The 26,612-nt window shown below is 48.7% G+C and carries 32 protein-coding genes; 19 read left to right on the forward strand and 13 right to left on the reverse strand.

Annotation, left to right across the window (positions count from 1 at the left end; all coding sequences use genetic code 11):
* Positions 1-44 precede the first annotated feature (44 nt).
* The 3 genes from Q0757_RS06265 to Q0757_RS06275 all read left to right on the forward strand — a co-directional run bounded on the left by Q0757_RS06265 (position 45) and on the right by Q0757_RS06275 (position 2,389).
* On the forward strand, positions 45-743 hold the full coding sequence (locus Q0757_RS06265; RefSeq protein ID WP_298785523.1) for a TVP38/TMEM64 family protein: 699 nt from the start codon (positions 45-47) through the stop codon (positions 741-743).
* A gap of 123 nt (positions 744-866) precedes the next feature.
* Complete coding sequence (locus tag Q0757_RS06270; RefSeq protein ID WP_298785524.1) at positions 867-1,652, forward strand: SDR family oxidoreductase; 786 nt, start codon at positions 867-869, stop codon at positions 1,650-1,652.
* 263 nt (positions 1,653-1,915) lie between these two features.
* Positions 1,916-2,389 (forward strand): peptide-methionine (S)-S-oxide reductase, encoded by a 474-nt coding sequence (locus tag Q0757_RS06275; RefSeq protein ID WP_298785525.1) that lies wholly within the window; start codon positions 1,916-1,918, stop codon positions 2,387-2,389.
* A 26-nt stretch (positions 2,390-2,415) separates the two neighbouring features.
* On the opposite strand, the gene Q0757_RS06280 is transcribed toward Q0757_RS06275, so the two are convergent.
* The gene (locus Q0757_RS06280) at positions 2,416-3,003 is read right to left on the reverse strand and encodes a hypothetical protein (RefSeq protein ID WP_298785526.1); all 588 of its coding nucleotides are present in this window, start codon (positions 3,001-3,003) and stop codon (positions 2,416-2,418) included.
* A 297-nt stretch (positions 3,004-3,300) separates the two neighbouring features.
* Between Q0757_RS06280 and Q0757_RS06285 the strand changes: the two genes are divergently transcribed.
* The gene (locus Q0757_RS06285; RefSeq protein ID WP_298785527.1) at positions 3,301-3,591 is read left to right on the forward strand and encodes a hypothetical protein; all 291 of its coding nucleotides are present in this window, start codon (positions 3,301-3,303) and stop codon (positions 3,589-3,591) included.
* Positions 3,592-3,639: 48 nt separating this feature from the next.
* Here the strand turns inward: Q0757_RS06285 and Q0757_RS06290 are convergent, their stop codons facing one another.
* The 5 genes from Q0757_RS06290 to Q0757_RS06310 are packed head-to-tail and all read right to left on the reverse strand — an operon-like array spanning position 3,640 to position 4,949.
* Positions 3,640-3,951, reverse strand: coding sequence for a hypothetical protein (locus Q0757_RS06290; protein WP_298785528.1), 312 nt, complete (start codon positions 3,949-3,951; stop codon positions 3,640-3,642).
* Positions 3,948-4,151, reverse strand: coding sequence for a hypothetical protein (locus Q0757_RS06295; protein ID WP_298785529.1), 204 nt, complete (start codon positions 4,149-4,151; stop codon positions 3,948-3,950). Before Q0757_RS06295 ends, Q0757_RS06290 begins: the two co-directional genes overlap by 4 nt.
* Before the next feature lie 24 nt (positions 4,152-4,175).
* Positions 4,176-4,352, reverse strand: a complete 177-nt coding sequence (locus Q0757_RS06300; protein WP_298785530.1) for a hypothetical protein — start codon at positions 4,350-4,352, stop codon at positions 4,176-4,178.
* 37 nt (positions 4,353-4,389) lie between these two features.
* Entirely contained in the window at positions 4,390-4,680 is a 291-nt protein-coding gene (locus Q0757_RS06305; protein ID WP_298785531.1) for a hypothetical protein, read from the reverse strand.
* Positions 4,677-4,949, reverse strand: a complete 273-nt coding sequence (locus Q0757_RS06310; RefSeq protein ID WP_298785532.1) for a hypothetical protein — start codon at positions 4,947-4,949, stop codon at positions 4,677-4,679. The genes Q0757_RS06305 and Q0757_RS06310 overlap by 4 nt, the downstream gene beginning before the upstream one ends.
* 237 nt (positions 4,950-5,186) lie before the next feature.
* On the opposite strand from Q0757_RS06310, the gene Q0757_RS06315 reads away from it, so the two are divergent.
* From Q0757_RS06315 to Q0757_RS06325, 3 genes are all read left to right on the forward strand, one after another.
* Positions 5,187-5,513, forward strand: coding sequence for a PadR family transcriptional regulator (locus Q0757_RS06315; RefSeq protein ID WP_298785533.1), 327 nt, complete (start codon positions 5,187-5,189; stop codon positions 5,511-5,513).
* A complete protein-coding gene (locus Q0757_RS06320) occupies positions 5,514-6,185 on the forward strand; it encodes a DUF1129 family protein (RefSeq protein WP_298785534.1) in 672 nt (223 codons plus the stop codon). It abuts the gene before it with no gap.
* Between the two features lie 215 nt (positions 6,186-6,400).
* Positions 6,401-7,015 (forward strand): hypothetical protein, encoded by a 615-nt coding sequence (locus Q0757_RS06325; RefSeq protein WP_298785535.1) that lies wholly within the window; start codon positions 6,401-6,403, stop codon positions 7,013-7,015.
* 188 nt (positions 7,016-7,203) lie between these two features.
* On the opposite strand, the gene Q0757_RS06330 is transcribed toward Q0757_RS06325, so the two are convergent.
* Positions 7,204-7,827, reverse strand: a complete 624-nt coding sequence (locus tag Q0757_RS06330) for a CHRD domain-containing protein (protein ID WP_298785536.1) — start codon at positions 7,825-7,827, stop codon at positions 7,204-7,206.
* A gap of 336 nt (positions 7,828-8,163) precedes the next feature.
* Between Q0757_RS06330 and Q0757_RS06335 the strand changes: the two genes are divergently transcribed.
* The 4 genes from Q0757_RS06335 to Q0757_RS06350 all read left to right on the forward strand — a co-directional run bounded on the left by Q0757_RS06335 (position 8,164) and on the right by Q0757_RS06350 (position 12,409).
* A complete protein-coding gene (locus Q0757_RS06335) occupies positions 8,164-9,546 on the forward strand; it encodes a copper amine oxidase (protein ID WP_094908345.1) in 1,383 nt (460 codons plus the stop codon).
* Positions 9,547-9,576: 30 nt separating this feature from the next.
* Positions 9,577-10,584, forward strand: a complete 1,008-nt coding sequence (locus tag Q0757_RS06340) for a class F sortase (protein WP_298785537.1) — start codon at positions 9,577-9,579, stop codon at positions 10,582-10,584.
* Between the two features lie 104 nt (positions 10,585-10,688).
* Positions 10,689-10,886: a hypothetical protein gene (locus Q0757_RS06345; protein WP_298785538.1), complete on the forward strand. Its 198-nt coding sequence runs from the start codon at positions 10,689-10,691 to the stop codon at positions 10,884-10,886.
* A gap of 152 nt (positions 10,887-11,038) precedes the next feature.
* The gene (locus Q0757_RS06350; protein WP_298786151.1) at positions 11,039-12,409 is read left to right on the forward strand and encodes a copper amine oxidase; all 1,371 of its coding nucleotides are present in this window, start codon (positions 11,039-11,041) and stop codon (positions 12,407-12,409) included.
* A 99-nt stretch (positions 12,410-12,508) separates the two neighbouring features.
* Here the strand turns inward: Q0757_RS06350 and Q0757_RS06355 are convergent, their stop codons facing one another.
* The 5 genes from Q0757_RS06355 to Q0757_RS06375 are packed head-to-tail and all read right to left on the reverse strand — an operon-like array spanning position 12,509 to position 16,246.
* Positions 12,509-13,441: an ABC transporter permease gene (locus Q0757_RS06355; RefSeq protein WP_298785539.1), complete on the reverse strand. Its 933-nt coding sequence runs from the start codon at positions 13,439-13,441 to the stop codon at positions 12,509-12,511.
* Positions 13,442-13,443: 2 nt separating this feature from the next.
* A complete protein-coding gene (locus Q0757_RS06360; RefSeq protein ID WP_094908349.1) occupies positions 13,444-14,367 on the reverse strand; it encodes an ABC transporter ATP-binding protein in 924 nt (307 codons plus the stop codon).
* Positions 14,367-15,083 carry an ATP-binding cassette domain-containing protein gene (locus tag Q0757_RS06365; protein ID WP_298785540.1) on the reverse strand — a complete coding sequence of 239 codons (717 nt, stop codon included), beginning with the start codon at positions 15,081-15,083 and terminating at the stop codon, positions 14,367-14,369. Before Q0757_RS06365 ends, Q0757_RS06360 begins: the two co-directional genes overlap by 1 nt.
* Positions 15,061-15,441 carry a GntR family transcriptional regulator gene (locus Q0757_RS06370; protein ID WP_094908351.1) on the reverse strand — a complete coding sequence of 127 codons (381 nt, stop codon included), beginning with the start codon at positions 15,439-15,441 and terminating at the stop codon, positions 15,061-15,063. Before Q0757_RS06370 ends, Q0757_RS06365 begins: the two co-directional genes overlap by 23 nt.
* 4 nt (positions 15,442-15,445) lie before the next feature.
* Positions 15,446-16,246, reverse strand: coding sequence for a hypothetical protein (locus tag Q0757_RS06375; protein WP_298785541.1), 801 nt, complete (start codon positions 16,244-16,246; stop codon positions 15,446-15,448).
* Positions 16,247-16,422: 176 nt separating this feature from the next.
* Between Q0757_RS06375 and Q0757_RS06380 the strand changes: the two genes are divergently transcribed.
* From Q0757_RS06380 to Q0757_RS06400, 5 genes are all read left to right on the forward strand, one after another.
* Complete coding sequence (locus Q0757_RS06380) at positions 16,423-16,614, forward strand: hypothetical protein (protein ID WP_094908353.1); 192 nt, start codon at positions 16,423-16,425, stop codon at positions 16,612-16,614.
* A gap of 227 nt (positions 16,615-16,841) precedes the next feature.
* The gene (locus Q0757_RS06385; protein ID WP_298785542.1) at positions 16,842-19,196 is read left to right on the forward strand and encodes a glycoside hydrolase family 31 protein; all 2,355 of its coding nucleotides are present in this window, start codon (positions 16,842-16,844) and stop codon (positions 19,194-19,196) included.
* 34 nt (positions 19,197-19,230) lie between these two features.
* Positions 19,231-20,220 carry a TRAP transporter substrate-binding protein gene (locus Q0757_RS06390; RefSeq protein WP_298785543.1) on the forward strand — a complete coding sequence of 330 codons (990 nt, stop codon included), beginning with the start codon at positions 19,231-19,233 and terminating at the stop codon, positions 20,218-20,220.
* A 1-nt stretch (position 20,221) separates the two neighbouring features.
* Positions 20,222-20,716 (forward strand): TRAP transporter small permease, encoded by a 495-nt coding sequence (locus Q0757_RS06395; protein ID WP_298785544.1) that lies wholly within the window; start codon positions 20,222-20,224, stop codon positions 20,714-20,716.
* Positions 20,713-22,011 carry a TRAP transporter large permease gene (locus tag Q0757_RS06400; protein ID WP_094908357.1) on the forward strand — a complete coding sequence of 433 codons (1,299 nt, stop codon included), beginning with the start codon at positions 20,713-20,715 and terminating at the stop codon, positions 22,009-22,011. Before Q0757_RS06395 ends, Q0757_RS06400 begins: the two co-directional genes overlap by 4 nt.
* Before the next feature lie 7 nt (positions 22,012-22,018).
* Here Q0757_RS06400 and Q0757_RS06405 read toward each other — a convergent pair whose 3' ends face one another.
* A complete protein-coding gene (locus tag Q0757_RS06405) occupies positions 22,019-23,191 on the reverse strand; it encodes an ROK family transcriptional regulator (protein WP_298785545.1) in 1,173 nt (390 codons plus the stop codon).
* A gap of 113 nt (positions 23,192-23,304) precedes the next feature.
* On the opposite strand from Q0757_RS06405, the gene uxaC reads away from it, so the two are divergent.
* Genes uxaC through Q0757_RS06420 form a run of 3 tightly spaced genes read left to right on the forward strand, consistent with a single transcriptional unit; the run spans position 23,305 to position 26,603 of the window.
* The gene (gene uxaC / locus Q0757_RS06410) at positions 23,305-24,702 is read left to right on the forward strand and encodes a glucuronate isomerase (RefSeq protein WP_298785546.1); all 1,398 of its coding nucleotides are present in this window, start codon (positions 23,305-23,307) and stop codon (positions 24,700-24,702) included.
* A 14-nt stretch (positions 24,703-24,716) separates the two neighbouring features.
* Positions 24,717-25,754 carry a mannonate dehydratase gene (gene uxuA / locus Q0757_RS06415; protein ID WP_094908360.1) on the forward strand — a complete coding sequence of 346 codons (1,038 nt, stop codon included), beginning with the start codon at positions 24,717-24,719 and terminating at the stop codon, positions 25,752-25,754.
* Between the two features lie 3 nt (positions 25,755-25,757).
* Positions 25,758-26,603, forward strand: a complete 846-nt coding sequence (locus tag Q0757_RS06420; RefSeq protein ID WP_298785547.1) for an SDR family oxidoreductase — start codon at positions 25,758-25,760, stop codon at positions 26,601-26,603.
* Positions 26,604-26,612: the final 9 nt, after the last annotated feature.

Here is a 26,612-nt window from a genome sequence, read left to right on the forward strand (position 1 = left end):
AATAAGAGAGAAGCCGAAGAAAAGACCGAGAGGGGAGATGCTTGATGAAAACCAAATTAAAACAGTATGCATTGCGGCTTTCAATCACAGTGAGTATAGCTGCTCTTCTCCTGGTACTTTCACAGTTTTATATAGATCTTCATCCAGAACACGTAAAAGAAGAGATGAGAGATATTGGAATTTTGGGGCCGTTGCTACTGCTGCTGATATTTGCAGTTCGTCCTTACCTGTTGGTTCCATTGCCCATTATCGCCGTGGCTGCCGGCTTTTTATTCGGACAATGGCTTGGCACAGTGCTGATTTTTCTGGGCGCCGTGCTGGGCGCTTCTATTTCTTTTTTCGTAAAACGACGCAAGAAGAAACGTTTACGTTTAGATGAAAAGAATATGGATGAAATGGAAAATATTAAAGAAGAACTCGAGAGCAATGGTTTCAAATTTTTATTAATGCTCCGGCTTATTCCGGTGCTTCATTACGATTTACCAACTTCGCTCAGCGCCCGGATGAACGTGGGCTGGCCACAGTATCTTGGAGCTACGATGATAGGCACCCTACCGCGGGCGGTGTTACTTGGCTTTTTTGGATCAAGTCTTCTAGCCATTGATCCATGGAAGATGATAGTCCTCTGCAGTGCAGCAGCAGGAGTAGCCGGGATCGGGTACATTCTTAAACGAAACATGGAAAACAAATTTAATAAAAGGGAACTGAAAGAGGAAGCCAAAAAACTGCAGCCTCCCGTATGAAAGCCCCAAAGTCTGAGCCAACATTCGGGGGGGTTAGTTTTGGTGGACCTTGAGCTGAAAAAAATGACCAAAAGGTAGATAGAGTTGCGATTAATTCATTTAAATATAAAAGGAGTAAATAATATGACCAATGAACGTCAGTTTACCATGATCACCGGGGCCTCCTCAGGATTAGGACTGGAGCTTGCAAAACTGTTCGCCCAGGATGGATATGATATTGCGATTTTGGGGTCAAGCGAACGTATTTTTGAAGCGGCGGAGACTATTAAAAGCTACGGGGTGGAGGCATATCCTCACCAGGCAGATGCATCGACGTACGAGGGTGTGGAATCCTTTTGGAAATTTGTAAAAAGTAAGGACAGAAAGCTGGATGCGGCTGTTTTAAATGTCGGTGTCAGTATCGGTGGTTCCTTTTTAGAAAACGATTTACAGGAAGAGCTGAAGCTGATAGACATTAATATTTCGGGAACGGTGCATATGGCGAAACGCATCGTACAGGATATGGTTCCAAATAAAAAGGGAGACCTTCTTATCGTCTCGTCTCTATCTGCAACATTGCCGACCCCTTACGAAACAGTATACGGACCGTCGAAGGCATTTGGTTTTATGTTTGCCGAATCCTTAAGAGAGGAGCTAAGAGACACAGGCGTCAATGTAACAGCCATGCTCCCTGGTGCTACTAATACGGATTTTCACCATAATGCCGGAATGGACTCTACTTACTTTGGCGATGAGAGAAACAAAAATGACAAAGAGCTAGTAGCGCAGCAGGGATATGACGCGTTAAAAAATAAGCTGGACCATGTGGTTTGCGGAGACGAAGCTACGAAGAAGGCAGCAGAAGAGAATAGAACAACACCTGAAGAGGTTAAAGCAGCTGAACATGCGAAAAAAGCAAAGCCACAGTAAAGAAAAACTCTTGGTGGTTATTTATGCCGGTCCTGGATTCTTCCCGGGACCGGCTTTTTTATTAATTATGCTAAAATGAACGGAAATATGATACTTACTACTTAAAAGGAAAGTACCTGATGAAGATTTATCCAACTGAAGAATGCATCCTCGTATGAACAACGTGGGTACCGGTTTATTGAATACGGTGACTGGAACGTGAGCAGCCATCAAAGCGTCGTTATGAGTAAAACGTTGTAACGGCAAAGGAGGAAAATGCCATTATGGAAGTAGTATATCTTGCCGGCGGCTGTTTATGGGGCGTGCAGGCGTTTATTAAAACGCTGCCTGGCGTGGAATTGACAGAGGCGGGAAGAGCAAATGGAAGCAGTTATATGCTGGACGGTGACTATGACGGCTACGCCGAATGCGTGAAAACGGGATTTGATCCTGCAGTAATATCAATCAGAGAGTTGATGGAATATTTATTTGAAATCATTGATCCGTACAGCTTGAATCAGCAGGGGGAGGACATAGGGGAGAAATACAGAACCGGCGTGTACAGTGAACAGCCGGAGCATTTAACAGAAGCGGAGGCGTTTCTTAGGGAGAGAGCAGATTACGACCGTATCATGGTGGAGGTGCTGCCTCTGACAAATTACATTAAAAGCGCCGAGGAGCACCAGGACCGACTGGATAAGCACCCCGGCGATTATTGTCACATTCCGGAAGGGTTGTTACGTAAATATAGTAGGTGATGTATCCCCCGGGCTGGCGGGGGGAGCTAGAACGCTGCGTAAAAGCCTCCCAGGAACAAAGCTGCGACGACAGCAGCTATCACGGTAAAACATAAGTACGTGAAAGCGATCGTTAAGGCTTTTGGCCTGCTTGTATTTGCCGCAACCTGGATTGTGCCGACAGCAACGACAAACATCCATATAAAAGAAATCCATTCGAGCACTCTGTAAACAAACGTGAATAATGACGGAGTACTCCCCTGAGCAAAAAATAAGACCAATCCAATAAGCACGATTGGCAGTAAAAAGAGGGAAGGAATAACAGTTAAAATATTAACCCAAAAAGCTTTTTGATAGGACAAGGGACGATCGTGGATACTGCCCGCCCCTTTCAAAATCAAGGGTAATATAAAAACAGAAATTCCCGCAAACAGGGTCTCCGACAATAGAAGCCAGAGATTATCGGAAAAGATTGGAGATTGATTAGTATTGGGGAAAATATAATTCGTAATAAACGTATGTAAAAGACTGAGTCCCAGAATAATGGCTGCCACTGTTAGAAGCGGGTAATGGTTTGTTAAAAAAGCAAATTGCTTCCGGGGCTGAAAAGGAAGCTGAAGAATGGATGTAAACATAGAAGCCCTCCTGAGCTCGTACAAAGTAATAGAACAGATATAAGGCAGATCTCCACCAGTGCGGGGTATTATATCATCTTTTTATGTAAATTAATTACATTTAAAACGATAATATACATACACTAAAGTCGCAACCCTTCATTAATAAGCGTTTACAATTTATTCAATCAGAATTCTTTTATTTGATGATTTGGGTGGATTTCATTACTGGATAAATTTGTTAAAGTAAATCTTTGAAAGGATGTTGAACTTTTATTTTTGGCGTGCGCGAATATTTACAAAGAAAGAAGGACTTCTATGCTGGTTGCGAAGGAGAAAGCGGAGAAAAAGACAGTATTGAATCCAGCAAGCCCGGGGGCAAAAGCAGCTTTGATCTATGGCATGCTGTTTGTGGCTCTCATGCTGGCAGCGGAAAAAACGATTACGGCAGATAATCTCGGGCTGCCTGCTGTAGCACTATTTTTAGCTGTAAATGTCTGCAATTATATTGAACGTAAAAGCCGTAAGCATTTCCAGCAGGTCATTGTTGTAGGGTCCTTTCTTTTAGCCGTGGCTTCTGCTCTGTGTATGACGCTTTGGATGGTTTAACACCAAATGATAGTGACGGCGATAAAAATAACTTTTGAGCGTGTTTTTTTAAGGATTATTATTAATACCAAATAACAGTCCCATGACAATAGGCACCAGTACAATATATAAAATAATTGTAGAAGGAACGAAAATTCCTATATATTTCTTTTTTCCAGGCTCTTTGTTAACGATGGCAGCAATACTGCTTACTGCGCCTAAAAGGATAAAAACAGCAGCTGAAATTACTAATACGTTGACCGCAAATAGAGTGAAGCCCTGTGGTATATCTGGAGCAATAACATAGGTGAAACCAAGAGAAGCAGCACCAAGCAAACTGGTCACCACAGACCAATAACTGTACGACTTATGAAATATCATTTTTTCCCTTCCTTCTGTTTGATCCGATGGTCAACCCAGATGTAAATGCCGGAGCCCACGGAAGCGGATATCGCTGAAGACACAGGCACATCGATATGATGAGCACCAGATAATGTTAGTGAGCCTAATACGATAGCTGTAAGGCCGTGAATAATGAGCCAAATCATTAGTATATATTTTAACACTCTGAGCATTTTCATCGTGACTGCTCCTTATAGACAATTTCATGAATTCTTGTTGCTGAAAACGGCATAAGCGGTTGCCATCGCAAGAAAGGAGACAACCACATTGGTGGATACCTGGAGTAGCACCGGCAGATCGGGAAGCAGAACGTCCAGGAAAAATAAAACAATAATCGTTAAAACGCCTGAGAGTATCCCTATTTTCCAGGCGAAATTCATGTCTATGTCCTCCTTATTGGCAAATATTCAAATCTTGTCAGGCAATATAACGCTGGATCATCTGCACATCGTATATTAAAGCGAATATCAGAAGCGCAAGACATCCAATGCCAATGTAAAAGTTCTGATGGTCATTTTTGGCATGAAATCGGTACAGCAGGTACAGCCACACAGAAAAAGGAATCAGAGGAATGGCTGCCATGCCAATGGTAATAAAAAATTGATTGATGCTGCTGAAAATGCCGAGAGTGAACAGGGATACCAACCCCAGGCCGTACACTAAAAACATGCCGGATATCAGCAGCATGGCAAAATTACATTTTTTCATTGAATAACCTCCAATATTTTTAACCCTGAAGCGAACAGCAGGCTTACCCCAAGGGCTGTGCATACCCATAAGGCCAGACGCAGCTCCCAGCGTCCGAGGTGTAGATGGCCTACATAGCTGAGCGTCCATATGGCGCTGAAGGAAAAGAAGAAAAGAAACGTCGAAGGGTGAAGGTCAGCTGTAAAGCCCGTTCCAAATAAACCGAACCCAATTAGTCCGCATACGAAAAAGAGCAGAATAAAATAAAGTATATGAACAGCAGTACGCATAGCTTCCCTCCTGAATCCAACATTAGTAATTATTTCCATTTTTGAACATAAGAATCGAAAATACAAGGCTTTTAATGATTAAAATCATTGTTGTTTTTTGACTGAAGGTATATTAAGGTAAAACTATGTTGTTATACAAGATAGCGGAGGAATACTTATTTTAACCCGTTCTGGCGGTAATATGCACGGCGGGTATTTAATTAAATAACTAGCATGTATTGCAAGGCAGGTGACCAGATGAATGAGCGAAGCCAGCTGTTAAAGGGTATTCTCGAAGGGTGTATTTTAGCTATTATTTCCCGGGAGACCGTCTACGGCTACGAGCTGGCGGTCAAGCTGCAGCAGCAGGGGATCGACGTTAAGGAAGGATCCATTTATCCGCTGCTCCTGCGGCTGCAGAAGGAAAAGCTGATTCACGGGGAAATGAAGGCTTCAGGCAGCGGGCCGAACCGGAAATACTATACGCTGACCCCGGCGGGAGAAGCTTCGCTGAAGGCGTTCCGGAAGAACTGGAAGGCCCTGAAGCAGCCCGTTGATCAATTACTGGACAAGGAGGAGTCATAGGTGAGTACGTTGGTGGAGGAAAACAACGAAAAGCGAAACCAGTTAAATAAAGAAAACAAGAAGATATATGAAGATATGATGGTGTATATCCGCCTTTCATTTAATAAAAGTGACCAGGAGACGGAAGAGGTGCTGATGGAGCTGCTGGATCATCTTCTCGTTTTGCAGGCAGAGGGGAGAGACAGTTCGGAACTGTTCGGCTCTGACCCCAGGCAATACGCGAAAGATATTATCGGCGAACTGCCTCAGACGGTGCCCAGAAAAATGATGGCGTTGTTTGTAATGGGCATTTGTTATTTTTTAAGTGTATATATGCTGTCTACTGGATTGATACGAACGATTCTTTCGTATGGTTTTCAGCAGATGGAGCCAACGAAATCGTACAGCCTGGGAACAACTGTGATAATTATTATCGTCTCGAGCATCATATTATCGGTCGTGGGCTACAGTGTGTTTCGTTATATCAAGTGGTCTTGTTTCCGGGATATTTCGAAAATAAAGGAATTCCTGGTATCATGTTTTCTATTTGGAGTCGTGCCGGGAACAGTATTTTTTGCAATGTATTACTGGCTGCCTCCGCTGGGACCAACGTTAACCGTTCCGGTATATTGGCTGGGGATAGCTGGAGCGGTGTTCCTACTGGTGGCTGAAACATTGCGTAGGAAAGCTTAGCATAAAATGAGAGGTGAATTTAATTATTTAATACGTTAATGATGCTGAGACCTAAGCGCAAAAGTGAGATTAGATATGAAACAAAGAACTTGAAAGGTGAGAAAAGAGGTAATGAGAGAATTTCTTTCGTTTAAGACATTGGAGAATGAGGCGTTTCGAAAACAACGGACGAAATATTTGCTTAAAACTGCAAAAAAAACCCGAAAACAAAAAATTTGAATACTTGGTTAGAAGCTATTCTGATCGCTTTAGTTTGCCTTATATTCTTGACGGGTTTTATTTTTATCTATTCTGATCGTTTTGAATTTGGATGGCTCTGTTTAATTGCTACGTTTTTAGCGATCAGCATAATATATGCAGCGGCTTCGAACTTAATGATAAAAAAAGTGATCGCAATGTATTATGGGTACCAAAGCCTTTCACTTTTATATGATAAAATTGTCATTAAAGAAATTCAGCGATGGGTGATGAATAATAGTGTTCCTACGAAGAGATTAACGAATATTTATCTCCCTCATGTTCAAACACTTTTGGAAGAACATAAAAAAGCTTCTTTAATTGAACGGTTTAAATCCCAGTGGGGAAAAATATTTTTACTGCCAAGTACATTGTTTATAGTTTTTTCATTTATATTTCAGCTACCTGGGGCAGAAGACGCATCAAGTAACGAATTATTGTACGTTGGTTTTTTAATTTTAATGATTGGTGTTATGGTTTTAGTGATTATTGGTTTTGTAACTTTTGGAATACTTAGTTTCTCCGTTCCAGATTTTGATCGGCGTTTTCACGCCCGCCTGGAGCTGGCCTTAACCATAGCTGCGTATCGATAGCCGAATAACTTAAAGCATATTGAAAAAACTATAATCAGTCCCTGCTTCCCAAAAGCAGGGGTTTTTTGATGGAAAGCACGGATATAATTAAAAGCCTAAGCATGAACGCTTTAGCTGTCAAAAAGTAAAAAAGCCGTTCTCTCCTTTTAAAAGAGAACGGCTTCGAAATATTTTATCTGCTGGAATTTTTAAGCTTCACTTCTCCGGCGCATGAATAGTGCTGCTCCGCCAACTGCCAAGGCAGCAATACCTGCCCAGAGTCCGGTCATACCGCCAGTGTCACTGGTGCCTCCCATACCGGTTTGAGGCATTTCCTCCGGCATCATGGCTGCCTCCTGTGCTTCTTCATCCAGCTGGCCGCGGATCTCGCCATCCGGGTATTCTTCGGTGTGGAGATTCGCATAAACATCACCTGCGACAAGTCCCATGGAGAATTCCTCCCAGGTCATGTCGCCGACCAGGTCATCCTCGGTCAGTGTGCCGGTAGCAACCTCCCCGTCATAATCCATTGGTTCATCGTTTTCGAATAAAAACAACTCGACAGGACCGTCTTCGCCTTCAGCACCACTGTGCAGGTGTCCGGCAACAGCGTTATCCAGATCCTCAGCATGGACCGAATACATGATGGACTCGCCGTCTTCGCTCACTTCAAAGTGTGCTTCTCCCATCGCGTCGCTGTCGACGTCCTTGGTTTCCGCCTCTGGCGTTAAGTCCACCATAAATTCAAGTCCCTCGTGGTCGGCTGAAGCGGTACCGGCAAAGCTCGTAACCGCAAATACTGATGCTAATGGTACAATAACGCGTTTTTTCATTCTCATTTCCCCCTATTTGATAATGGAATGGAACAATCGCTGACGTACCAGTCGCGCCCCCTTTGATGAATGCAGACTAAAATTAAGCACCCAATTATAAAGACTACGAGCGCTAAAAGAAAACGGATCACCAATTGATAGAATTTTTTAAAAATTATGTAAATAAGCATTTTCAATACTTGAAATAGTTCAGTGCGCGGGACTGTTAATAAGGATAAATTTGAAATTACTGTTGAGAGAATTGTAAGAACCATTTAAAAGATATTGGTTAATTGTGATCCAAAACGTTTTTCTTCTCGTTAGCCTTTATGAATACAAAATGAGGAGGGTTTTTCCATGATTGGTAAAAAATTTATTTTAGGTGCAACAGCGGCTACCCTGATGGTGCCGACAACCGCAATGGCAGCAGACAATGGCTCCAGCGAGCAGATGCCGATGGCCGATATGCAGGAGATGAAGGACATGTCCGCCGGAGACGTCCGGGCGTCGTTTGACCAGCTGTTATCCGAACACTTCGTCTTAGCCGTGCTGTCGATGCAGAAGCAGTATGACGATGCGCCGGATGCCGAAGAAGTTCAAATGAACCTGAACAAGAATGCCGATGACATGCAGATGGCGATTACATCGCTTTACGGTGAAGAAGCCGGCCAGCAGTTTGGCGACCTGTTCCGGGAGCATAACGAATACACCACGGATATTGTGGAAGCTACCAAAAATGATGACGAAGCCGGTCTGGAAGAAGCCGAAGCCGAAATTCAAACCTTCGCGGATGACTTAAGCACCCTGTTGTCCGACGCGACCGGTGGGGAGCTGCCGCAGGAAGCAGCCGAGGAAGCCCTGATCGCTCACGAAGATGACGTCCAGAGCGCCTTTGACAACTACGTGGCGGAGGATTATGAAGCCGCTTATACGGATTACCGGGAAGGCTATGCCCGCATGTTTGACATCGGCGAAACGGTCTCGGACGCGGTCGTGAAAGGCATGCCGGATCAGTTTGACCAGAACACGACCGATACCGCCGCAGATGATCTTCGTTCGAATCTAAACATGCTGGCTGGCGAACATTTCAGCCTCGCCGTCCTGGAAATGCAGAAGGGCGTGAACCAGCAGGACGATTATGACTTTGTCACGTGGGCCGAGGACGGCAACACGGAAGACTTCCGGGCGGCGATCACCTCCATCTATGGCGAGGAAGCCGGGGTGCAGTTCATGGATATCTGGCAGGGCGAGCATATTGATGCCCAGAGCGATATCGTAGCTGCTACACTGGAAGAAGACGATGAAGCGCGTCAGGCCGCTGAAGATGAATTAAAAATGTTCTCGGAAGACTTTGGTGCCTTCTTAGGCGGAGCGACGGAGGAAAACCTTCCGACTGAAGCTGCGCAGGATGCCGTATGGATGCATGAAAGCCAGGTGCTCGACACGTACGATAACTATATGAACGAAGACTATGAAGCCACCTACGATTCCTTCCGGGAAGGCTATGCCTTTATGTTTGGCATCGGCAAAAACCTCGGAGGCGCAATCTCCACGCAAATGCCGGAGCAGTTCGGAACGGACATGATGATGGAGGACGGCGAAATGATGCCGGCGGAAATGCCGCAAACCGGCATGGGTGGTACGGCGAATGGCAATAGTCCATGGGCCTGGGTATTCGCATCTGTCGCGATGACGGCTCTTGCAGGAGCATTCATGTTCCGTAAAAACTTGGCCAAATAATCCCACGTAAATAGAAAGGAGAGGGGAACGGTGACCAAACGACGAATCAAATTCCTGATACTTGCTGCGATGATGTTTGTGGCCATTGGCCTGGGGGTTCAATACGCGCAGCAGGCCCTGTTCTCCTCTCCGGCGGAAACCACGGTATTATCCGAGGGAGAGGGCGTGTCGGATCCGGAAGAAAACGAAGAACCGGGGGAAAGCTCGTCCTCGCAGAAGGTGGAAGAGTTTGTTCAGGTGACAGATAACACCGAAGCGAATGAAAAAACAGAAGAAGCAGAGGAAATGGAGCTGGCCGCTCCTTCGACGCTTTCGATTCCATCGATTGATGTGGAAGCCGACCTGGAAGGCGTGGGCGTACTGGATAACGGCCAGATGGGCGTACCGGATTCGGCGGAGGGTGTCGGCTGGTTTGAACCGGGCGTCACCCCGGGAGAAAAAGGCAATGCAGTGATGGCCGGCCATGTGGACAGTAAAAGCGGCCCGGCAGTGTTTTTCGATCTGGAGGACATGAAAGCCGGAGACGATGTGAATGTCACGAATGAGGACGGCCAGGAGCTGACCTTTACGGTGACAAAAGTGGTGAGCTATCCACGGCAGGATGCACCGATTGAGAATATTTTTGGTGCCAGCGACGGCCGGCACCTGCAGCTGATTACGTGCACCGGCACCTTTAATCAGGAGCAGGGCACGCACGATGAACGGCTGGTCGTTTATACCGAGCTCACCGAGGAGAGCGAAGAAGCCCTGATGAACGATGGCGACGAAGCATCGGAACCGCCGCCGTCCCCTGACAATGTCTCTCTCCAGGGATCGCTTGTGAAATGGCATGCGGTGCGGGATGAGGACATTGCCGGTTACCGGGTATACCGCCAGGAAGAGGGCGGGAATGATTTCACCCGGGTGGCGAGCGTGGATGCCCATGAGCGCAAAAGCTACACGGAAACAGAGGAAGGAGTCTTCACGTACCATGTGACGGCTGTTGACGCCGAAGGAGTGGAATCGAAGCCTTCGGAAGACGTATCCGTGGAAGAGTAAAGACAGAGAAAGAGCTATAGATCAACGACAGGACGATGAACGTATAATGCGGCATCGTCTTTGTTGTTCCATCATAGGGATAAAGGCATGAACAGGGGGAGGCGATGGCCATAAATGTAAGAAAGTGGGGGACGGAAGTAAATAAACAGACAAAAAACAAAAAATACGCTGACGGCTCTGGAACGCACAGCGATAGCTTTTTACCTTCTGAGGAAAAACAAACCTGCTGTACGCCTCCTGCAGGGATGAAAGAACGAGTGCTTCAATACGTTTTTGGAGAAACAAGTCTTACGCAGGATTAACCCTGCCAGGCATCCGTTTATGATAAAAATTCATATATGGAATAATAATCAATTTATTCAATAAATTGTAACAAATGGTGATCCAATTGCTGATCGATTTCGTTAACTGGGTGTAACAAACCATGAAGGAGGATTATCACATGAATATGAATATCAACTGGAAACGTACGGCGCTGGCACTGCCATTATCTGCAGCTGTCGTGATCCCGACAGCACCGGGAGTTGCATCCGCCGACAGCCATGAAGGCGAAAGTAATACGGAAATGTCCGAAGATATGATGGCCTCGGTATCGACGCCGGCGGGCGATCTTCGTGCCCAGCTGGATCATTATTTATCTGAGCATGCCTACCTTGCCGTTACCACGATGCAAAAAGGCGCAGATGGTGCAGAGGATTTTGAAGAATCTGCCGCCGCTCTGGAGGCTAATACGAAAGACCTTTCCAATACGATTGCGTCGGTTTACGGTGAAGAAGCCGGTCAGCAGTTTGAAGAGATGTGGAGCGAGCATATCGGTTATTTCGTTGATTATGTTAACGCAACCGATGCGGGAGACGAAGCTGCCAAGCAGGAAGCACTCGACAACCTGAAGGATTACCGCGAAGAATTTTCGCAGTTCCTGGATGATGCTACAAATGGCGGTGTGGATGCTGAGGCTGCCTCCGAAGGGCTGGAAATGCACGTCAATCAGCTGATCGGCTCGTTTGACAGCTACGTGGCCGGAGACTATGAAGAAGCTTATGCGCTGGCCAGTGACGCGATGGAGCATATGTACGGGGTAAGTGAAAACCTGTCAGTCGCGATTGCGGATCAGTTTCCAGAAAAATATAACAACACCAATCCGGATACCCCGGCTGTCGATCTGCGTTCTGATATGAACTTCCTGTTTTCTGAGCATGCGGCCCTTGCGGTAACTGCGATGCAAAAAGGCGGTGCAGGCGCGGAGGATTTCGGCGCTGCAGCTGGAATCCTGAACCAGAATACCCAGGAGCTTTCGGACGAAATTGAGTCTGTGTACGGCGAAGAAGCCGGGCAGCAGTTTGAAGACATGTGGAGCGAACACATCGGCTATTTCGTGGATTACGTGGAAGCGACCGGTGCAGAAGATGAAGCAGCCCAGCAGGAAGCTTTGGATAACCTCGATAGCTATCGGATGGAATTCTCCAAATTTATGGAAGAAGCGACCGGCGGGGAGCTGCAATCCGATGCCCTGGCAGAAGGTCTGCAAATGCATGTGAACCAATTGATTGGTGCCTTTGACAGCTATACTATGGAAGAGTATGACATGGCCTATGAAGATGTCCGTGAAGCCTATGGACATATGTTTGGTGTAGGGGAAGGCGTTTCGGGAGCTATTGTGGCCCAGTATCCGGAGCAGTTTGAAGGTGACATGATGCCCGAAGAAATGCCGAAAACCGGCATGGGCGGCACAGCACAGAATGTTAGTCCATGGGGCATCGCTGCGGGAAGCATGGCGCTTGTGATGGCAGGTATTGCACTCATGAAGCGCCGCAGAGAAGCCTAGGAACGTGTTGAAAATAAAATAATAGGCATACTGGAAAAAGAGCCGGCGTTTATTCATAAAACGCCGGCTCTTTTCGTGCGGCCAGACCAGGGCCCTGTATTAGATTGCTACATCTCTCTGGGTAAAGCTGATGAAAGCTGTTACTGCAAATAACAGGGTGTAGCAGCTTAAGACCGCAATTGAAAACCACGGGCCGACATCAATGAGCTGTCGGACGTTATCGCTGATAAATACTGTGAGGTCATTGTTGGCAAAAAGGCTGTAGGACGCGAGCGGTTCATTGAGCTGCGCCAGCAAAGCGGTGGCGGTGGTTCCGAAAAACATGCTGAACACGCTGAGGCCGATAGCCATGGCGTTGCTGCGAAACAGGGAGGCAAGCATCACAGCAAAAAGCGTCATGACGGCTGTTTGGATAAAGCCCAGGCCAAACATGCTGAGCATATGAACCGCTATGCTTCGTTCCAGCAGGTCTTCGCTGCTGTAAAGATAAGGGGCGTCGAGCGGAGAAAATCCAAACACCAGGCCTCCTGTAATGTATACGAGAGCGAGAGTGAACATAGTGAGAAGCGCTGCAAACGTCATCCCGGAAAGGTATTTGCCCAAGAACAGCTTCCATCTCGCGACCGGCCGGATAAACAACAGCTTTACCGAGCCCGACTGGAATTCGCCGGCGACCAGCGTTGATGTAACGATAATGGAAAACATGGTAATAAACGAAACCATTATCGTCATTTCGTCCATATAGTTCCACTGGCCGTAGGCAGCAATAGGAGGGATATTTTCTTGCAGCCGGTATTCATATTCAGCGGCAAGCTCCGGCGTTAAGGAGGCGGCTGTCTGCTCTCCGCCTTCCTCATACTGGGCAAGCGCCTGTTCATAATCGGCACGCCACTGCGATTCTTCTTCCACTCCGTTCCATTTCCCAAGCAGCGCAGCTCCAACGATCATTGCCGTTACCAGACCGGCGATGATCCAGGTGCTCGTTTTATGCATCCATTTCATATTTTCATTTTTCCAGATAGCCGTAAGCATACTCAAGCACCCCCGTTGGTTACTTTTAAAAACTGGTCTTCGAGCGAATGGTGGTGAGCGGAGACTTCGTATATACGGATGCCATGCTCGACCAGTGTAGCGATGCATTGGGGCACATCGTCAGGCGAAAGAGACACCCGGACAGAGGAAGCGTCCATCACTGCCGTCTGCTCCTGTGTAAATGGTTTTAACGCCGTGGAAGCCTCGAGGGGCTGGTCGGTGACAATGGTGACAGCCTGCTTTTGACGGTCTCCCTGCACAAAGGACTGGACCGACTGCACATCCACCAGACGTCCCTGATGAATGATACCGATACGGTCGCACATCTGCTCCATATCTGAGAGCTGATGGCTGGAGATGAACACCGCCATTTGCTCCTGTTCTGCGAGCTGGCGCAGGTAATGCCGGAGCTCCCGGATGCCTGCAGGGTCCAGGCCGTTGGTCGGTTCATCCAGTATTAACAGCTTTGGCTGGTGGAGCAGGGCCTGCGCAAGTCCCAGGCGCTGCTTCATGCCTAGGGAATAGGTCTTCAATTTTTGTTTCAGGGCGTGGGAAATGCCCGTTCGTTCGGCTGCATCCCAGATGCTGTTTTCTGAAACGCTCCCGGCAAGCCGGGCGTAATGCTTCAGGTTCTGTTCGCCGGTTAAGTAATCATACATTTCAGGATTTTCGATAATGCCTCCGACGCGAGAAATAGCGGTTAAAAAGTTGGTTTGTACATTCTCGCCGGCGATATAAACATTTCCGCCGGTGGCTTTTACGAGCCCGAGAATCATGCGGATGGTGGTCGTTTTACCAGCGCCATTCGGGCCGATAAAACCGAATACTTCTCCGGCATGAACCTGTAAATGAAGAGGATGGACGATGGTGGTTTTCCGGATGGACTTTGTGAGGCCTTCAAGCTCCAGGACCGCATGCTGTGTCATCAGTAAACATTCCTTTCCCTGGCATAGATGTGCTCCATCCAGCCTGCTGTATCAACTCCGAATTGTTCGCGGATCGCTTCGCTGTCCTCCATATCCAGAACGTGCTGCTGCCGGAGGACGAGCACCCGGTCGAGCAGAGGGTCCATTTCACTGACTTCATGCGTACTGATCAAAACACCCTGGGCTTCGACATCCACAAACGAGACGAGACTCTGAATGATGGAACGCCGTACGATGGGGTCCAGTCCGGATAACGGTTCGTCGAGCAGAAGCAGCTCGGCTTCCCGGGCCAGCGTGACAACAATTTTTACCCGGCCGCGGTTGCCTTTGGAGAGCGTTTTGATCCTTTGGGCAGGATCCAGATTCATGAAGTCCAGCATGTCATAGGCGCGCTGTTTGTTGAAATCAGGAAACTGGGAGGCCTGATAATTAATCAATTCGTCGATGCGGAAAAAAGCATATATGTGGTCGTTTTCTGATAGATAGGCGATTCGGGAGCTGTCCTTCCGGGAGACCGGCGCTCCTTTGTAGGTGACCTCCCCTTTATCCGGTCGCAGCAGCCCGCCGGCAAGCTTAAGAAGGGTGGACTTGCCGCTGCCGTTTTCGCCGACGACCCCTGTCACTCCTTTGGCAGGGATTTCGATCGTCACGTTTTCGAGAGCGGTATGGTTTAAAAATTTCTTCGTTACCCCGTCAAAGGTTATCATGGTCATCATCCTTTCGGTAGGTATCAATGCCCTGGCGGATTTCTGCTTTGCTCATGCCGAGGCTTTCCATTTCGTTCATAAATTCCTTAATCCGCTGATGCATCAGCTGCTGTTTTAGCTGCTGAATGGTTGCTTCGTTTTCGGTCACAAAGGTTCCCTGTCCTCGTTTCATTTCCAACACTCCTGTCCGTTCTAATTCACTGTATGTCCGGGAGACGGTATTCGGATTGACGCCAAAATCGACAGCCAGTGCCCGGACGGAAGGAAGCTTCGTCCCCGGCGGCCATTCGCCCCGAATGATATTGCCATGAATCGTATCAATGATTTGCTGATAAATGGGCCTGGAGTTATCAAATGTGTAAGCCATGAGCTTATACCTCCGCTTTCTTATCAATCAACTGAGCAGACAGGATAAAGAGAATAGTACCAATTACGGCATGAAAAACAATGACGCCGGCATATAGATTGAGGTTAAAAAATTCTACATTTACCAGTCCGGTGAGCGAAAACTGGCCCCAGCTGGTAATCGCCTGATACACATCACCAAGCCCTAAATTGGCAAGAATGCTCAGAAGAACAACAGCGGCAATCGCCAGCACGATTTGAAGCCCTTTGCCCAGGGTGTGCCGATATGCAAAGTCAAACGCGTAAATAAACAGCAGATAGACACTGAAATAAAGAGAAACGAGAAGCACAAAAACAGCACAGAGCAAGCATAAAGCGAGCAGCTGCATCCATGTTACCCCCTTCTCGAGCAGTCCGAAAAAGGGAGGGAGCCCCGGTGTCATCCAGGAGGCAAGAAGCAGCAGAAGGCCGTTAATAAAAAGCGAAATCGAAGCGCAGGTGAGCCCGCTTGCATATTTGGCGCTGAGCATTTTAGCCAGCGGCTGCGGCTGATACAGCCATAGGTGCATCTGGCGGCGTTCGAGCTCCAGGCTGACAATCATGTAGATCGGAAGATAAACAAAATGTGCAAAAATACCAGCGCTGAGAGAACCGAGCACCACGCTTCCCACCCTCTGGGCGGGATTGTTCGCATTGACGGAGAGAAAATTTCCGCTGTTCATGACCACGGCGAAAATAACGACAAAGAATATCAGCGCGAGGCACCAATAAAAAACGGACCGCGTCAGCGCAAACTCTTTTTTCCATAATTGTAACCAGCTTGTCATAAAGCACAGCTCCTTTGTATTAGTGTATTAATTAAATAGTACACTGGTACAAAAGAAACGTCAACAACATTTATGACGGATTAAAATCATTTGAATAAAGTTCATTTCTAACGATTTACCCGAAATGGGGAAGGGAACAGGAAAAGGTCAGCAAAACTAACCGATGGAGGGGTTGGATGAAAAGTACAAAGTCCGTTCTTTATTTGTATGGAATATTTTTATTTATTACATGGAATCTGGTGCTTTTATTGGACCAGAGCCACTACGACGCAACCTATAGGATAGAAGGTATTCTATTTATGAGCGCGGTCGTGGCAATGCTTTTTATATGTAATTTCTTTTATCACCGGAAGCGGACGGAAGAATAGCAGCGAAGCATGGCCAAGCGGTGATCCCCCGAAGGAGGCAGGGGGCCATTTTTTTGATATATCAGGGAAACGGCCAGGGGAGGAGGTGTGCGAGAATAAATAAACTATTAAGTAAAACCGGGGTTGCTAAATACTTAGGAAAGCCTTATCATAAAAACCAATAATTAATTTGTTTACACTACAAATTAATTATTTGGGCAAGTGATTAATCCAAAGAGGGTGAACATATGTTGACGAAAAAAGACCAGTTTTATTTATCAGCTCAGAAGAATAACGTGCTGGTTTTTGAATCGGGTATGCAGGAAATGTACTTTTGTGTTTATGTACTCGAAGAAAAATTATTCCGCATCACGCTGACGAAGGAACGCCCGGAAATGGATATACATACGTGGGCGGTAGCCCCCGGGGACACGGAAGTGCCGTTTGAAGGACTGAACCGGAATCATCTGACCGATCTTTTTTCGCTGCCGGCTTATGAAGCATCAGAAACGCCGGAGGATGTCACGGTGGAAACCGCATCGCTCAAGCTGAACATCAACATGGCCAAGCTCCACTGCAGCTGGTATGACAAAACAGGCGGCGCGGACGTGTTAATTGCTGAAGACCGCAGCACCCAGGCCTACGCGTTCCAGATTGCAGAAAACGCGCCAACGGCCCACTATTTAAAGCGAAACGACACGGACCGTTTTTACGGCTTCGGGGAAAAAACGGGCAAGGTTAACAAACACGGCGACCGCTTCCGGATGCTCAATATTGATGCGATGGGCTATGACGCGGAAAAAACCGATCCACTCTACAAGCATATTCCGTACTATATTACGTACTCCCCGGAAACCAATGCGGCTTACGGACTGTATTACGATGACTATAATGAATGCGCTTTCGACATGGGGCGGGAAAAGGACAACTACCACGGGAAATACCGGTACTTTCAAAGTAATTCGCCGTTTTTGGACTTTTATTTTATTCTTGGCCCGACGGTTGCCGAGGTTACCCGCCGGTTTTCGTGGATGACCGGGCGCCCGGCGCTGATGCCAAAATGGAGCATCGGCTACTCCGGGTCGACGATGACCTACACGGATGAAGAAAAATCGCAGGAGCGGCTGATGAACTTTGTGGCAGATACCGAAAAGTATGATATCCCGTGCGAGTCCTTTCATTTGTCCTCCGGGTATACCTCGATCAACCATAAACGCTACGTCTTTAACTGGAACTACGATAAGTTCCCGGATCCGGTAAAGTTTACTGGGGATTTTCATGCAAGCGGTATTAAAATTATCGCCAACATTAAGCCGAGCCTGCTGATAGATCACCCGAAGCATGAGGAGGTACTGGATAACGATCTTATTCTTCTGGATAAAAACGGCCGGCCGCTCCTGCAGCAGTTCTGGGATGACATGGGCGTGTACCTGGATTTCACCAACGAAGAGACAATTGACTGGTGGAAGAAAAACGTGAAAACGGAGCTGCTTGCAAACGGCATCGACGCCACCTGGAATGACAACAATGAATTCGAAATCTGGGATCCGGAGGCGGACGTTCATTTGTTCGGCCGCGGCGGCAAATTCCAGGATTACCGGGCGATTTTTCCGATGCTGATGACCAAGAGTTCCCTGGAAGCACAGCTTGAATTCAATGAAGAAAAACGGCCGTATTTGATCAGCCGGGCAGGGAGCGCGGGACTCAGCAGGTACGCCCAGACGTGGACCGGGGACAACTACTCCAACTGGGAAACGCTCCAGTACAACATTAAAATGGCGATCGGCTTAAGCCTTTCCGGCATCTACAATTTCGGGCATGACACGGGCGGCTTTTCCGGCAACGCACCGGAGCCGGAGCTGTTTCTGCGCTGGATTCAGAGCAACATCTACTACCCGCGGTTTACGATTCATTCCTGGAACGACGATCAGACAGTCAACGAACCGTGGATGTACCCGGAAATTGTAGGTAAGGTATCGGAGACGATTCACTGGCACCAGCAGCTGTCCGGCTATATTTTCTCACTGCTGCACAAGTCGTCAGCTGACTACGAGCCCGTGATCAAGCCGACCTTCTTCGACTTTGGCGAGGACGCAGCGACGCACGCTGAAAACGACGAATTCATGCTCGGCGAAGAGCTGCTCGTCTGCACGATCGTGCGTCCGGGTGAGCGTGAGCGCACCGTGTACCTGCCTGAACATCCGCACGGCTGGTACGACATGTATACCGAACAGTGGTACGAGGGGGGACGTAAGGTGACAGTTCCTGCTCCGCTTGAGTATACGCCGGTCATGGTAAAGGGCGGCAGTCTGCTGCCGGTGGAAAACAAATCCGAAGGCCGGATCGACATGTGCGCGTACCCGGGTCAAAACGGCGCACGGACATCGTTTACGTATTACGACGATAACGACAAACCGCGGGATTCCGAAGTGCTTTCCATTACGTGTGCGATGACAGCCGATGAAAGCGGCATCTATATTGAAGCCCATCAGGAGGGTGCGTACGACAACGGACTTACATCGATGCAGCTCCAGCTGCCGAAGGATGAAAGCAGACAGGTCTTTATCAACGGAGAGGCAGGTGCGTGGTTTTCGTGGAAGTGAGTGTACTGAAAGCTAATTAAAGGAGGAAACCACAGTGAAAAAATGGATCAGCCTTGTCACGATTATAGCTCTGATTGCTTTAACGGGCTGCCAGAGTGCAAGCGGCGAAGAAGAAAAGACCTTTACGCTCGCACACAACCAGCCGACGGATCACCCGGTGCACCAGTCGCTTGAACGATTTGCTGAGCTCGTGGAGGAAAAATCAGATGGAGCCATGAGCATTAAGATTTACCCGAACGGCGAGCTTGGAAGCGAGCGCGAAGTGATTGAAGGAACCCAGACCGGCGCCGTTGATTTCAGTAAGGTGAGCGGGAGTGCTCTGGAAAGCTTTGAGCCGGCCTATTCTGTTTTCAGCCTGCCGTATTTGTTTGAAAGCCAGGAAAGCTTTAAGCGTGTCATGAATAACGAGGACGTGACGGACGACATCTATATGGAATCCGCAGATAAAGGATTCCGCGGCCTGACGTATTACGACGCTGGGGTCCGCAACGTTTACACGAAAAGCAGAATGATCGAAACAAGTGAAGACATGAGCGGCTTAAAAACGAGAGTACAGCCGAGCCAGACGAGCGTGCAGATGATCGAAGCGATGGGGGGCACACCGACGCCGATGAGCTATGGTGAAGTGTATACTGCGCTGCAGTCGGGCGTTATCGACGCCGCCGAAAACAACGCCACGGCGCTTACGAACAGCAACCACGGGGAAGTGGCGAAAAACTATTTCTACACCGAGCATGCCATTGTTCCCGACATGCTGATCGCCAATGAAAATATCATGGAAAGCCTGTCCGACAGTGAACGGCAAATCATCGAAGAAGCTGCCGAAGAATCGACCAGCTATCACGAGGATCTGTGGAACGAGACGGTGAACGAAGCCAAGGCGACAGCCAAAGAGGAAATGAACGTGGAATTTTATGAAGTGGACAAGCAGTCGTTTATTGATGCAGTGCAGCCGCTGCATGAAGAGTTCCAAAACGACCCGGACACCTCTGATATTTACAACAAAATAAAGGAGGCCGAGTAGGATGCAAAAGGTCAAAATGATTCTCGACCGTGCGCTATTAATTGTTAATTCCGTATTAATTACCTGCATGGCCCTGCTTTCGATCTGGCAGGTGTTTACCCGGTACGTTCTGGATGCGCCGAGTACCACAAGTGAAGAAATTATCCGCTTTATGCTCATCTGGTTCACGCTGCTTACAGCCGCCTACGTCTTCGGACAGAAAAAGCATATCGCCATTGTGTTTCTGATTGAAAAGTTCCGGGAACGCTCGCAGCGCTTCATCGGGCTTGCCATTAACATTTTATGGGTGTTTTTAGGAATAGTACCAATGATTATCGGCGGCATCATTCTGCTGTCGTATACATACTCGGAAACGGCCCCGGCAACGGGCATGTCCATGCTGTTTGTCTACAGCGCTATGCCGGCCTCAGGTGTATGTATCGTGCTGTATGCCGTAATTGATATGGTTCGGGGCAGCAGCCGGATCGGCACTGCCGGTGAGGGGGAAAAAGGATGACAGTTACAGCAGGAATTTTATTATTCGCATTGCTTGGCATACTGCTCGTGTTCGGGGTGCCGATTGCACTCGCCATACTGCTGAGTGCGATGGTTACCATTTCACTTGTGATTCCGTTTGATGTAAGCATCATTATTACCGCGCAGCGGCTTGCGACTGGCGTGGACAATTTCACGATTCTGGCGATTCCGCTGTTTGTGCTTGCAGGTATTATTATGAACAACGGCGGTATTGCCTTCCGGCTTATTAACCTGGCAAAAATTATTGTCGGCAGACTGCCGGGTTCTCTTGCACATACAAACGTCGTCGGCAACATGCTGTTCGGCTCCATTTCGGGGTCGAGTGTTGCAGCGGCTGCTGCGATGGGCAAAATCATGACTCCGATGGAAATGAGACAGAAATACTCTCTCAGCTACTCGGCCGCTACCAATATCGCGTCGGCGCCGGCAGGACTTCTAATTCCGCCAAGCTCCATGCTGATTGTGTATTCCCTTGTCAGCGGCGGCACCTCGATTGCAGCGCTGTTTATGGCGGGATACATTCCGGGGATTTTGTGGGGCCTTTCCGTGATGGCCGTTGCTTACGTGTATGCCAGAAAGCATAAATATCCGGTGTCCGAGAAGGTCAGCTGGAAGGATAAACTGTTTATCGTATTTGATGCGATTCCTAGTCTGCTTTTAATCATTATCGTTATCGGCGGGATCGTCGCCGGCATTTTTACCGCTACGGAAGGCGCAGCGGTTGCCGTCATTTATGCGCTTTTGCTGTCACTGATCTACAGACAGCTGAAAAAAGAGGAATTTAAAAACATTTTCAAGGAAACCATCGAAATCACGGGCATGATTCTGCTTTTGATTACAGCATCCTCGCTGTTTTCCCTCGTGATGAGCTATACCGAAATTCCGGCAGGTATCAGCAATGCGCTTCTTTCGATCAGCGCGAACACGATCGTGATTCTGCTGCTTATCAACCTGATCCTGCTTGTAATGGGGACCTTTATGGACATTACGCCGGCCGTGCTCATTTTCACGCCGATCTTTTTCCCGGTGGTGACCGAGCTTGGCATCGATCCTGTTCACTTTGGCATTATTATTGCCTTCAACCTTTGTATCGGAAATATCACACCTCCGGTCGGAAGCGTGCTGTTTGTCGGTACAAGTGTAGCCAATGCAAGACTCGAAAGCGTGATCAAAACGCTGGTGCCGTATTTCATTGTTTTAATTGTCATGGTGCTTGCCATTACCTTTATTCCTCAGCTCAGCCTGTTCCTTCCACAGCTGTTTGATCTGATGTAGCTGCGGATTACTGCGGGGAGGGGAAGGAGGCGGAGTGGTCCACATGATGAACGCCGAGAAACTTTTTGAATGCAAGTGCCGCGGCTCCGAGGGCGCAGGCGTCTTCGTTCAGGCCCGAGATTTTCAGCTCATCGTAGTTGTTAAACTTGGACTGCAGCGACGCCTCGACCCGGTCCAAAAGCTCCGGCATGGAGGCAAACAGCGGACTGTTAATGATGATGCGCTCTGGATTGAAAATGTTAATGACATTATTCACGCCAATTGACAGGTAGAAAATATATTCGTCAATCTGCTGTCCGGCATCCATCGTTTCGAGGTGCTTGCGCACCTGCTCCTGGGTATGGAACTCGTCACCGCTTTCGTGAAGCAGCTTAAAAAATGCTTTGTTGGAGGCATACAGCTCCCAGCAGCCGTGGTTGCCGCACGGACAGGGCTTGCCGTCCGGCTCAATGATCATATGGCCGATTTCACCGGCAAACCCCTGATGGCCGCGGTAAATGACCGAATCCTTCACCATGCCGAGCCCAATGCCCGAGTATAGAGTCAGGCAGAACAGGTCGGACCCATGCTTTGCGTAAACGTGTTCGGCATACACTGACAGGTTGGCGCTGTTATCCACATGCACGGGAGCATCAAACGCTTGTTCGAGACGGGTCTTTACATCCAGGTCGACCCATTGTTGTTTCGGGGTATACACGATCTGGCTCTCGTTGTTTACGATCCCATGAATACCGACCCCGATGCCGGCTAGAGGCGGGATGGAGGAGCCGTTCTGGAAGACGCCGATTTCTGTCTGCAGCTGTTGAATTAACTCGTCAAGCATGCTTTCAAAATGGTACGTATCCAGATGCAGCTGCTTTTGATGAAGGCGGCGGCCCTTCAGGTCACAAAAAATGATATTCGTGCTGAGCTCGTCAATATCAATGCCGACCGTAAAGCCGGCGTTTTCATTCATTTCAATAATAATTGGCTTCCGGCCCGGAGTATCGAGCGCCTCGGTCCTCGTTTCAATTACGAGTCCCTGCTCAAGCAGGTCATTCACCTGCGTGGAAATGGTCGCTTTATTTAAGCCGGTAATTCTCGCCAGCTCACTTCGGGACAGGGAAGCGTTTTTCACAATTTCCTCGAGAATCACCCGACGGTTTAAGTTTCGTATATAGTTCCAGTCACCTTTATGCAAGGAGGATCCCTCTTTCTACCTGTATTGCGTATGTTAGTAATATGAATGCTGCTGTGTTAAAAGTATAAATTTAATAGTTTGCATAGTAAACAAATTAATTAGGAGATGACAACATGACTGCTTTTATTCACGATAATTTTCTGCTTCAGTCGCAGGTGGCGCGCACGCTGTATCATGATTATGCGAAGCATCTGCCGCTCATCGACTATCACAATCACCTGCCGCCAAGCGAAATTTTAAACGACAAAAACTTCGATAACCTGGCCCAGATCTGGCTGAGCGGCGATCACTACAAGTGGAGAGCCATGCGGGCAAACGGAATCGCGGAAGAATACATTACGGGAAACAAAAGCGACTACGAAAAGTTTCTGGCATGGGCGGAAACGGTGCCGAACACCATCGGGAATCCGCTCTATCACTGGACGCACCTGGAGCTGTCGTCGTACTTTGGCATCGATACGCTGTTAAACAGAGACACGGCAGAGGCCATCTGGAAGGAAACCGGGGAAAAGCTGCAGTCCCCGGAGTTTTCCACCCAGTCGCTGCTCAAGAAAGACAGCGTCGTGTTTCTGGGAACGACCGATGACCCGGCAGACGCGTTAACAACCCACGAGCAGCTGGGGCAAAGCAATCTGCCGTTTGACGTGTCACCCTCCTACCGGCCGGACCAGGCGCTGCATCTGGAAAAGGACAGCTTCTCCGGCTGGGTCAGGCAGCTGGCAGAGCTGACAGGACGGAGCATTTCCTCCTATGGGGAGCTTTTAGCGGCATTGGATGAACGAATCGAGGCGTTTGATGCGCTCGGCACCCGCAGCTCCGATCATGGCATGACAGACATGGTGTATGAACCAGCCAGTGAAGCGGAAGCTGCGGCCGTTTTCCAAAAACGAATGAGCGGAGAAACGGTTACGGCGGAGGAAGCAGCCAAATACAAAACGTATACACTGCTGCACCTGGCCGAAAGGTACGCAGCAAAGAACTGGGTGATGCAGCTGCACCTGCATCCGCTCCGCAACACAAATACCGCGATGTTTCAGAGGCTTGGCGGAGACTCGGGATTTGATGCGATCCACGACCAGCTGCCCGCCCGTCCGCTTGCTGCGTTTCTCGATCAGCTTGAACAACATGGTGCGCTCCCAAAAACGGTGCTGTACAGCGTAAATCCCAACAACAACAATACGCTCGCGGCTATTGCCGGAAGCTTCCAAAGCAGCGAAATTCCCGGTAAGGTACAGGTAGGCACCGCCTGGTGGTTCAATGACCACATTGACGGAATGGAAAGCCAGATGAAATCTCTGGCCAGTATTGGCCTGATCAGCAATTTCATCGGGATGCTGACTGATTCGAGAAGCTTTTTATCATTTTCACGGCATGAATATTTCCGGCGCATCCTCTGCAACCTGATTGGCACATGGGTGGAGGAAGGAAAAGCGCCAAACGACTTGAAGCTGTTAAGTACGTACGTCGAAAATATCTGCTATTACAACGCGAAAAAATATTTTTCAATTTAAAGGAGGACTAGTCGATGGAGATGAGCTTTCGCTGGTACGGGACTGAAGACCCCGTCAAGCTTGAACAAATTAAACAGATTCCTGCGATGAAGGGAATTGTATCTGCTATCTATGAGCTGCCGCCGGGCGAAACGTGGCCGCGGGAGACGATCAGGAGCATGAAGGCTGAAATCGAGCAGCGAGGTCTTGTGTGGAACGTAGTGGAAAGCGTACCGGTACACGAAGACATTAAAATGGGCAAAGGAACGAGGGACAGCTGGATTGCAAAGTATCAGGAAACAATCCGCAACCTTTCCCGGGAGGGCATTAAAACCATCTGCTACAACTTCATGCCCGTGTTTGACTGGACCCGCTCCAAGCTCGATGCCCCGCTTCCGGACGGCTCGCATTCCCTTATGTATGACGAGGATTTGATTCAGCAGATTGACCCGCTTGACGGAAGCCTGACGCTTCCCGGATGGGACCTGTCCTATCAGAAGGATGACCTGCGGGTTATCATGGAGGAGTATAAAGAAATATCGAAAGAAGATCTGATGGAGAACCTGATTTACTTTCTGGAGCGGATTATTCCGGTTGCCGAGGAAGAGGATGTGCTAATGGCCATCCATCCCGACGATCCGCCATGGGACATTTTCGGCCTGCCGCGCATTATCACAAATGAAGCCAACGTTATGACGATGCTGAAGCGGGTCAACAGCAGGCACAACGGGATTACCTTCTGCACCGGCTCCTACGGGGCGGACCAGGATAATGATTTAATCGGCATGATCGAACATATGCAGGACCGCATTCACTTTGTGCACGCAAGAAACGTGCGATGGACAAGCGAAAAATCATTTCAGGAAACGTCGCATTCTGTGCACGAGGGCTCCCTCGATATGGTCGGCATTATCCAGAAGCTGATCGAGGTGGGCTACGAAGGTCCGATCCGCCCGGACCACGGTCGGATGATCTGGGGCGAAGAAGGCCGGCCGGGCTACGGCTTGTACGACCGCGCACTCGGCGCGGTATATCTTAACGGCATTATCGATGCTGAGCGGGAAAGGAGGTAGACAATGCAGACACCATTTCAAATTCCACTGGAGGATAAAGTCGTCGTTATCACTGGCGGAAGCGGCGTGCTCGGTTCGGTGATGGCCGAGGCGCTCGCCGCCAACGGGGCCAAGGTGGCGATCGTTGCCCGCAGCAGGGAAAAGGTCGATCAGGTGGCCAGGCGGATCAGCGAAAGCGGGGGAGAAGCCGCCGGCTACAGCGGCGATGTCACGGACAAGCAGGCCATGGAAGCAATCTATGAGGATGTGAAAAGCCGGTTCGGGCCGTGCGATATTCTCGTCAACGGCGCGGGCGGCAACAATCCGAAGGCCACGACCGGGGAGGAATACTTCGATCCGGAAGCACCCGACAGCGGTGGCACCTTTTTTGACCTGGACCCTGCCGCGGTGGATCAGCTGTTCTCCCTGAACTTTCTCGGTGCGCTGATTCCGTCGCAGGTATTCACCCGCGACATGGTGTACGACCGGCCGGGCTCGATCATTAATATTTCCTCAATGAATGCGTACCGGCCACTGACGAAAATCCCTGCCTACAGCGGGGCCAAGGCGGCTGTCAGCAACTTCACCCAGTGGCTGGCCGTTTACTTCTCCAAATCCGGGGTAAGGGTAAATGCGATGGCGCCGGGCTTTTTCCTCACGGATCAGAACCGGGAGCTGATGTTTTCGGAGGAGGGCGTGCTTAGTGCGAGAGCGGAAAAAATACTTTCCCAGACCCCGCAGGAGCGCTTCGGGGAGCCGGAGGAGCTGGTGGGAACGCTGCTGTGGCTCGTGGATGAAAAATCCTCAGGCTTTGTGAACGGCATTGTCGTACCGATTGACGGCGGATTTTCCGCCTATTCTGGAGTGTAAAGGAGAAAA

Origin of the sequence: uncultured Marinococcus sp. (assembly GCF_947493875.1) — a bacterium.
Classification (GTDB): Bacteria; Bacillota; Bacilli; order Bacillales; family Marinococcaceae; genus Marinococcus.

What these genes read in the sequence shown, in the direction of transcription:
- Q0757_RS06265 (WP_298785523.1), top strand. Translation starts at nt 45, where the DNA reads ATGAAAACCAAATTAAAACAGTATGCATTGCGGCTTTCAATCACAGTG.
- Q0757_RS06270 (WP_298785524.1), top strand. Translation starts at nt 867, where the DNA reads ATGACCAATGAACGTCAGTTTACCATGATCACCGGGGCCTCCTCAGGA.
- Q0757_RS06275 (WP_298785525.1), top strand. Translation starts at nt 1,916, where the DNA reads ATGGAAGTAGTATATCTTGCCGGCGGCTGTTTATGGGGCGTGCAGGCG.
- Q0757_RS06280 (WP_298785526.1), bottom strand. Translation starts at nt 3,003, where the DNA reads ATGTTTACATCCATTCTTCAGCTTCCTTTTCAGCCCCGGAAGCAATTT.
- Q0757_RS06285 (WP_298785527.1), top strand. Translation starts at nt 3,301, where the DNA reads ATGCTGGTTGCGAAGGAGAAAGCGGAGAAAAAGACAGTATTGAATCCA.
- Q0757_RS06290 (WP_298785528.1), bottom strand. Translation starts at nt 3,951, where the DNA reads ATGATATTTCATAAGTCGTACAGTTATTGGTCTGTGGTGACCAGTTTG.
- Q0757_RS06295 (WP_298785529.1), bottom strand. Translation starts at nt 4,151, where the DNA reads ATGAAAATGCTCAGAGTGTTAAAATATATACTAATGATTTGGCTCATT.
- Q0757_RS06300 (WP_298785530.1), bottom strand. Translation starts at nt 4,352, where the DNA reads ATGAATTTCGCCTGGAAAATAGGGATACTCTCAGGCGTTTTAACGATT.
- Q0757_RS06305 (WP_298785531.1), bottom strand. Translation starts at nt 4,680, where the DNA reads ATGAAAAAATGTAATTTTGCCATGCTGCTGATATCCGGCATGTTTTTA.
- Q0757_RS06310 (WP_298785532.1), bottom strand. Translation starts at nt 4,949, where the DNA reads ATGCGTACTGCTGTTCATATACTTTATTTTATTCTGCTCTTTTTCGTA.
- Q0757_RS06315 (WP_298785533.1), top strand. Translation starts at nt 5,187, where the DNA reads ATGAATGAGCGAAGCCAGCTGTTAAAGGGTATTCTCGAAGGGTGTATT.
- Q0757_RS06330 (WP_298785536.1), bottom strand. Translation starts at nt 7,827, where the DNA reads ATGAAAAAACGCGTTATTGTACCATTAGCATCAGTATTTGCGGTTACG.
- Q0757_RS06335 (WP_094908345.1), top strand. Translation starts at nt 8,164, where the DNA reads ATGATTGGTAAAAAATTTATTTTAGGTGCAACAGCGGCTACCCTGATG.
- Q0757_RS06345 (WP_298785538.1), top strand. Translation starts at nt 10,689, where the DNA reads ATGGCCATAAATGTAAGAAAGTGGGGGACGGAAGTAAATAAACAGACA.
- Q0757_RS06355 (WP_298785539.1), bottom strand. Translation starts at nt 13,441, where the DNA reads ATGCTTACGGCTATCTGGAAAAATGAAAATATGAAATGGATGCATAAA.
- Q0757_RS06360 (WP_094908349.1), bottom strand. Translation starts at nt 14,367, where the DNA reads ATGACACAGCATGCGGTCCTGGAGCTTGAAGGCCTCACAAAGTCCATC.
- Q0757_RS06365 (WP_298785540.1), bottom strand. Translation starts at nt 15,083, where the DNA reads ATGATGACCATGATAACCTTTGACGGGGTAACGAAGAAATTTTTAAAC.
- Q0757_RS06370 (WP_094908351.1), bottom strand. Translation starts at nt 15,441, where the DNA reads ATGGCTTACACATTTGATAACTCCAGGCCCATTTATCAGCAAATCATT.
- Q0757_RS06375 (WP_298785541.1), bottom strand. Translation starts at nt 16,246, where the DNA reads ATGACAAGCTGGTTACAATTATGGAAAAAAGAGTTTGCGCTGACGCGG.
- Q0757_RS06380 (WP_094908353.1), top strand. Translation starts at nt 16,423, where the DNA reads ATGAAAAGTACAAAGTCCGTTCTTTATTTGTATGGAATATTTTTATTT.
- Q0757_RS06385 (WP_298785542.1), top strand. Translation starts at nt 16,842, where the DNA reads ATGTTGACGAAAAAAGACCAGTTTTATTTATCAGCTCAGAAGAATAAC.
- Q0757_RS06395 (WP_298785544.1), top strand. Translation starts at nt 20,222, where the DNA reads ATGCAAAAGGTCAAAATGATTCTCGACCGTGCGCTATTAATTGTTAAT.
- Q0757_RS06400 (WP_094908357.1), top strand. Translation starts at nt 20,713, where the DNA reads ATGACAGTTACAGCAGGAATTTTATTATTCGCATTGCTTGGCATACTG.
- uxaC (WP_298785546.1), top strand. Translation starts at nt 23,305, where the DNA reads ATGACTGCTTTTATTCACGATAATTTTCTGCTTCAGTCGCAGGTGGCG.
- uxuA (WP_094908360.1), top strand. Translation starts at nt 24,717, where the DNA reads ATGGAGATGAGCTTTCGCTGGTACGGGACTGAAGACCCCGTCAAGCTT.
- Q0757_RS06420 (WP_298785547.1), top strand. Translation starts at nt 25,758, where the DNA reads ATGCAGACACCATTTCAAATTCCACTGGAGGATAAAGTCGTCGTTATC.